Source organism: Brunnivagina elsteri CCALA 953 (genome assembly GCF_002289455.1).
In the GTDB taxonomy this organism is placed as follows: Bacteria; Cyanobacteriota; Cyanobacteriia; order Cyanobacteriales; family Nostocaceae; genus Brunnivagina; species Brunnivagina elsteri.
Genome location: NZ_NTFS01000380.1, coordinates 1 through 6,416, shown reverse-complemented (window position 1 = coordinate 6,416; position 6,416 = coordinate 1). Strand labels below are relative to the sequence as shown.

General features: G+C 35.1%; 4 protein-coding genes. All 4 read left to right on the top strand.

Annotated elements, in window-relative coordinates; all coding sequences use genetic code 11:
• The first annotated feature begins 5 nt into the window (after positions 1 to 5).
• The 4 genes from CK510_RS24365 (at position 6) to CK510_RS24350 (ending at position 6,286) form a co-directional block, all read left to right on the top strand.
• Positions 6 to 1,109: a WG repeat-containing protein gene (locus tag CK510_RS24365; protein ID WP_245912414.1), complete on the top strand. Its 1,104-nt coding sequence runs from the start codon at positions 6 to 8 to the stop codon at positions 1,107 to 1,109.
• Between the two features lie 501 nt (positions 1,110 to 1,610).
• Complete coding sequence (locus tag CK510_RS24360; RefSeq protein WP_095724137.1) at positions 1,611 to 3,926, top strand: hypothetical protein; 2,316 nt, start codon at positions 1,611 to 1,613, stop codon at positions 3,924 to 3,926.
• Entirely contained in the window at positions 3,923 to 4,711 is a 789-nt protein-coding gene (locus CK510_RS24355; RefSeq protein WP_095724136.1) for a coiled-coil domain-containing protein, read from the top strand. Before CK510_RS24360 ends, CK510_RS24355 begins: the two co-directional genes overlap by 4 nt.
• A gap of 570 nt (positions 4,712 to 5,281) precedes the next feature.
• A complete protein-coding gene (locus CK510_RS24350; RefSeq protein ID WP_095724135.1) occupies positions 5,282 to 6,286 on the top strand; it encodes a sodium-dependent bicarbonate transport family permease in 1,005 nt (334 codons plus the stop codon).
• Positions 6,287 to 6,416 lie beyond the last annotated feature (130 nt).

Below are 6,416 nucleotides of genomic sequence, written 5' to 3'. Positions count from 1 at the left end.
TATATGTGAGGATGATGATGAAGTTTACTAATTATTTAAGAATTAGTTCAAAAAATAATTTACTAATTAGTTTACTAGTTAATGTAGTTATTTTAAGTACAATTAATATTGGCTATGCACAGACGAATATAACATCTAAGTTCAATTCTGTAAATCAAGATATAAAAACAAAAATTAAAGCAGAATTACTAAAAAGTAAGAGTATGTCAGCGAAGTTATATAGAATTACCCAAAATGGTAAATATGGCTTTATAGACCAAACTGGTCAAGTTGTTATTCCTGCACAGTTTGATTTAGCTTGGGGTTTTGTAGATGGATTAGCACAGATAAAAGTTGGTGATAAATATGGCTATATTGATACCACAGGAAAAAGAGTAATTGCTCCAAAATATCGTTTGTCTTTTGCCTTTAAAAATGGCTTGGCATTGGTCGTAATTGATTATAAATATGGCTTTATTAACTCATCTGGAAAAGTAGTTGTTCAACCACGATTTGACGGAGCATTGGCTTTTGTAAATGGCTTGGCAGCAGTCCAGGTTGATGATAAATGGGGTTATATAGATTTCACTGGAAAAATTGTAATTAAGCCACAATTTGAGGCAGTTTTACATTTTTATGATGGACTTGCAGCAGTTCAAGTTGATGGGAAATGGGGATATATTAATGTTTATGGGCAAGTTGTAATTCCACCTAAATTTGAAAGTACTTTGAGGTTCTCTCAAGGTTTAGCAGCAGTTCAAGTTAGCGATAAATATGGTTACATAAATCAGTCGGGTAAATTTGTTATCAATCCGCAATTTAATGATGCTTGGGAATTTATTGAAGGTTTAGCAGCAGTTCAAGTTGGGCAAAAATGGGGCTTTGTAAATGCAAATGGTGAGATGATAATTCCTCCACAATATGATAAGGTTACGGCTTTTTTCCAAGGTTTAGCAGCTGTCAAAGTCAATGATAAATATGGTTTTATTGATATAACTGGAAAAATGGTAATCGCACCACGGTTTGATTTGGCTTTCGGTTTTGTTAATGATTTGGCATTGGTATATGCCCGTGGTGGTGCAGGTTATATTGATAAAGAAGGGAAATATATTTGGAATCCGACTAATTAGAAAAGATTAACTCAAATAAAAGAAACTAATAAAATTACCCCTCCCTAACCCTCCCCTTGGAAAGGGGAGGGAACTATATTTCTAGCTTTCCCCTTTGTAAGGGAGGGAACTATATTTCTAATTTTCCCCTTTGTAAGGGAGGGAGCTATATTTCTAGCTTTCCCCTTTTGTAAGGGAGGGAATTATCTTTCTAGCTTTCTTCTTTGTAAGGGGAGGGAATTATCTTTCTAGTTTCCCCCCTTTACAAGGGGGATTAAGGGGGGTAATTCCGATATATCAGGATAAAATAGGTTTGTGTGTATGCGGTAACAAAGGTTACAAAATGCTCAAGAATATGAGTTTTTAGGATAATTTTTATTTAAGAAAGCAACTTCAAAAACACTCTAATTTAGAGAAATGCGATCGCACATAATTTTCGTTTTCAGAAGAAAATAAATTTCTCGCAAAAATGGGAACAATAAGACTGTAAAGCTACTGATTATCGGGGAGAAGTCTTATTGTATGCCTGATATTAAGATAATTCGGGCAGCGTTTCGTGAAATCCAGAAACTTCCAACTGCTGATTTGCAAAGAATTTACCAGATTTTGCATCGGTTGAGTTTAGGAGATGAGAGACAGACGAAAGCGCTGAGGGGGGTAACAAATCTGCTGCGTACTCGCTTAGGTAAATGGCGTGTGATTTGGCAACGGGAAGATACAAGTAACATAGTGGTGATTAAAGCTGGGTTGCGTGGTGGTGTTTATGATGATGCGTTTGATAGTCGCGATCGCACTCAACCACAAGTTATAGAGGAATTATTACATCCCCAGGGTACTGCGTTGGCTGATAATCCAGCATATCAATGGAATCAGGAACAGGATGGTGATTGGTATCGATTTGTTTATGGTAGTTACCGCTATTCACCAATTTTGACTGATTACCAACGTAATATTCTTGATGAACCTTTAAAGGCTTTATGTTCGCAATATCAACCAACTGCAATTCATCAGTTTGAAGACAGTTCTTGTGTTGTGGTTCAAAGTGCCCCTGGTACGGGTAAAACTGTATGTGCAACTTTGTTTGCATGTGAGGTTCATCGTAATTATAAATGGAATACGATGTTGATTGTGCCGGAAGGTTTGCGACGCGATATTGCGGAGTTTTCGGAAGTGAAGCAAGCTATCGATCAGGAAAATTTTTGGTTAGGTGCATTCCCACAATGGTTGGGTAAAATCAACCCTGATTTTGATAATAATCTGGCTTCTCCACAGGAGGAGTTGGAAGCTTTACGACAAGCATTAAAGTATAGTCGTCAAGATGATATTACTACTAATGATGTTTTGTTGTATCAAGCTTTTGTATTGAATGAAGAGAAGCATTTACATGATAAAAATGTCATGTTTCAAGTGAATTCGCACCGACTTGATAATTTATTAAGAATTAGCAAAAAACATTTTTATAAAGCTTTGTCTTGTCGGATTTGTCGGTTAGATGCTGCTAAAATATTACAAACTAAATTGAGTACTATTCCTAGCAATTCTGAATGTACTCTATTAATTATTGATGAAGCTCAAGATTATTTATTAAGCGAATTACAAGCGATTATTTCAGTTTGTAAATCTTGGTCTGAACAAGGACATAAAACTTATTTATGGCTTTTGGGGGATTTAAATCAGCGTATCCAATTGACTGATTTTAATTGGGGACATTTACAAATTAAGCATTCGATTGAGTTGGTAAAAAACTATCGAAATTCCCAACAGATATTGGAATTCGCGAATCAGTTTTGGAATGTCGCTCAAAAAATTACAGCCAGAAACAAATGTAAAGAGTTACCGTTACCTGCTAATCCCAAACATGCATTTGAAAATGGGGAACCAGTCAAATTATTAGAATTAAATTCCTCAGCTTCAGCAATGTCATTTTTAGAAAAACTTGCTGGAGAATGTGGGAAAGAAGAAAATCATCGTTATTTACTGCGGGATTTAGCCAAAGCAATCAAGGTTCTAGCTAAAAATTCTTTAGATTCCCATAATAATTTAGTAATTTTGAATCCAGAAAATGCTAAAGGTAGGGAATTTGAATCCTGCATCGCTTTCTGCTTATTTGAAGGTAAGACAGCACCATCTTTAGAAGAAAGTTTTCAATGGTATACCCTATTAACTCGCGCTCGTTCCCGTTTATTAGTAGTTGCGACAACTGATGAGATTCAACGCTTAAAAAATAACGGATACGACTTCTTTAAAAAATGCGATCGCATTAATTCCCGTGATGCCGTTAAATGGATTACGGAAGTTGTTAGTGATGCCGATTTAAACCAAATTCCTGATGATGTACAGCAGCGTTTATTAAAACGTTGTGAAACAGGTTTGCTTTATTGGGATACATACTTGGCTTTACAATTTGCTGGAGTGGAAAAGGCAGAACTTTATAAATGGGAAAGCCAAGCAATTTCATTATTAAAAAAACATTCCCAAGAGCATCTTCAGAACGAATTACAAAAAACCCAAAATATCCATTTACGCTGTCTATTATTAAGAGCAATGGGACATTCTTGGCAAGCAGTCATAGAAGCTAATTTAGTCAAGGATAGCGATGTAAAAGGCTATGAAAGTTTGCTTAAAGGGATTGCCAAAGATTTGGAAGCTAAGGGAATGCCATACGAAGCAGCAAGGGTTAGAGCTAGTATTTTTAATGGCAATTACCAGCAAAATTTCCCTTTTTGGCAAGAAGTAAATTCTCAGTCACAGTCTAATCTTTCACTTGTGAATTTACTCTGCCAATCCTTTAATTCCCGTCTCGAAAACCTTATAAAAAACCAGGAAGTAAATATATGAAAACACTTACAGATTTGGAAGTTGCTAAACAATTAGATGAATTATGGCAAACTATCGAACGCGGAATTATCACATCTCGCGATGCTCTCGAAAAAGCTCAGAAAATTCATGCGTTTATTTCTCAAGAAAATAATCAATTAGAACAAATTAAATCTGATGCTTCTTTAATTGCTAATACTATTCAAGATTCTGTTCGCGAAGTTCAACAACAACAATCAATCCTAATTGAAAATATCACATTGGCATCACAAATTCGCGATCGCATCACAACACAAATTGAACAAATTGGCAATTCTCATACTATTATCGATCGGTTTAAGCAAGAGCTAGAAGTAATTAAAAATAGTCTAGATACTGCCAAAACTCAAGCTCAACAACTTGACGCAATTTTACCAGAATTTACCAAGGAATTACCCCAATATATTGATGAAGTCAAAACTCTAGCTTCTCAAGTCAAAATAGATCGACAAGAAACAGCACAATTCCAAATAAAAATCGAACATAAAGCACATGAAGCTACACAAGCATATTCACAAATTGACCAAATCAAAAATGAAATCGAGTCAATTATCACTGAATTTGGAGGCAAGGAATCCTTAGATAATTTACACCTTGAAAATAAAAGTATCCGTAATAATTTCCGAGAATCACAAGTAGAAATTGAACGTTTACACAAAAAAATGGAAACCCAAATTCAAAAGCAAATTCTATTTCGTAACTGGTTGATAGGGATTTCTTTTGGTTTTGGTTTGACGCTAATTGTTGCGATATCTCTTTGGCATTAAGCTACGCTTATCGCACGATAATATGATTTGTCTATGTAGAGATGTTATGACAAAACCTCTCTACATTTTTTTTGAATTAATCCTCAAAATTCCTATATATCCTGACTTCTATATCCCAAATTCCATAGCTTGTGATTGATTATTATCCCTAGTATGTATCTGCTATATAAGAAGATTGTGATAGAAATAAATTAAAGGATTAGTTAGACTTATTTAAGCTTGCCACTAAATAAAAAATATTGCCAATTCTACTTTCAAAGAGGCATATCATGACGTTGACATATTGAATTCACGGGCTTACAATATGGTGCTACTACGTGTACTAATGAATCATCTTATGTGTTAACCGAAATAACTTGTTTCAGGATTTTGTAAACTACTCTTTGTTAGTCGCTGAGACGTAAAGCTTGCTGAAAGATAGAAGAAAATTATATTATTTTGTAGAAGTATTATATTGTATTTGAAGCTTATGTTCCGTTTCGTCAATTAAATGTTAATGATATTTCTTTGACTTCGCAGAAGTGTTCGATCTAGTTATAGGTTTGAATCATATATAAGGGAACTAAACCAGTGAATGCAAGTCTAATTTTATCAAATATATTAAATCCCCCAGTACTATTTTTCTTCTTGGGAATGTTGGCAATCTTTTGCAGAACCGATTTAGAAATTCCTCAACCTATCCCAAAATTATTCTCACTATATCTACTTTTATCCATTGGATTTAAAGGTGGACACGAACTACATGAAAGTGGAATTAATCCACAAATTGCCATGACTCTAATTGCTGCAATCGTTATGGCTTGTGCGGTTCCTGTCTATTCATTCTTTGTTCTCAGACTCAAACTCGACGTATACAATGCAGCTGCGATCGCAGCAACCTATGGTTCAATTAGTGCAGTTACATTCATCACAGCTAATGCATTTTTAGAATCCCAAAAAATTCCAGCCGATGGATATATGGTAGCAGCTTTAGCATTAATGGAATCTCCTGCAATTATTCTCGGAATTATCCTAGTTAGAATGTTTGCTAAAAGCGAAGATAGCGAAGATAGCACGGAATTTTCTTGGGTTGAAGTTCTGCGGGAAGCATTCCTTAATGGTTCCATATTCTTGTTAGTTGGTAGTCTTTTGATTGGAGTCTTGACAGGAGCAGATTACTGGCACAAACTGGAGCCATTTACCGGAGGAGGAAAAGGAGTTCCTGGAGTTTTCTATGGAGTCTTATCGTTTTTCCTCCTCGATATGGGAATGGTTGCAGCAAGGAGGATCAGGGATTTGAGTAAGACAGGTTCATTTTTAATTAGTTTTTCCATCTTTATGCCAGTTGCAAATGCAATTATCGGCATTCTTATTGCCAAAATTCTTGGCATGTCTCAAGGTAACGCACTCTTGTTTGCTGTGTTATCTGCAAGTGCATCTTATATTGCTGTTCCTGCGGCAATGCGAATGACTGTACCCGAAGCTAATCCTAGTTTATATGTTTCAATGGCACTGGCTTTAACATTCCCATTTAATATTATTGTGGGAATACCTTTGTACATGAATATTGTTAAAGCAATGGGAATTGGTATTTAGGACAATTTCGATTCAATCAAACCAAAATTAAGATTGTGAAACCCATAAAAGTAATAGTTTCACAATCTTCAATCTCAAATATAATCATGGTTAAACTCAGTGGAAAATATCAAAAAGCTTGAAATTATTA

Excerpts from the sequence above, each read along its gene's own strand:
- CK510_RS24360 (WP_095724137.1), top strand. The coding sequence starts at position 1,611 with ATGCCTGATATTAAGATAATTCGGGCAGCGTTTCGTGAAATCCAGAAA.
- CK510_RS24355 (WP_095724136.1), top strand. The coding sequence starts at position 3,923 with ATGAAAACACTTACAGATTTGGAAGTTGCTAAACAATTAGATGAATTA.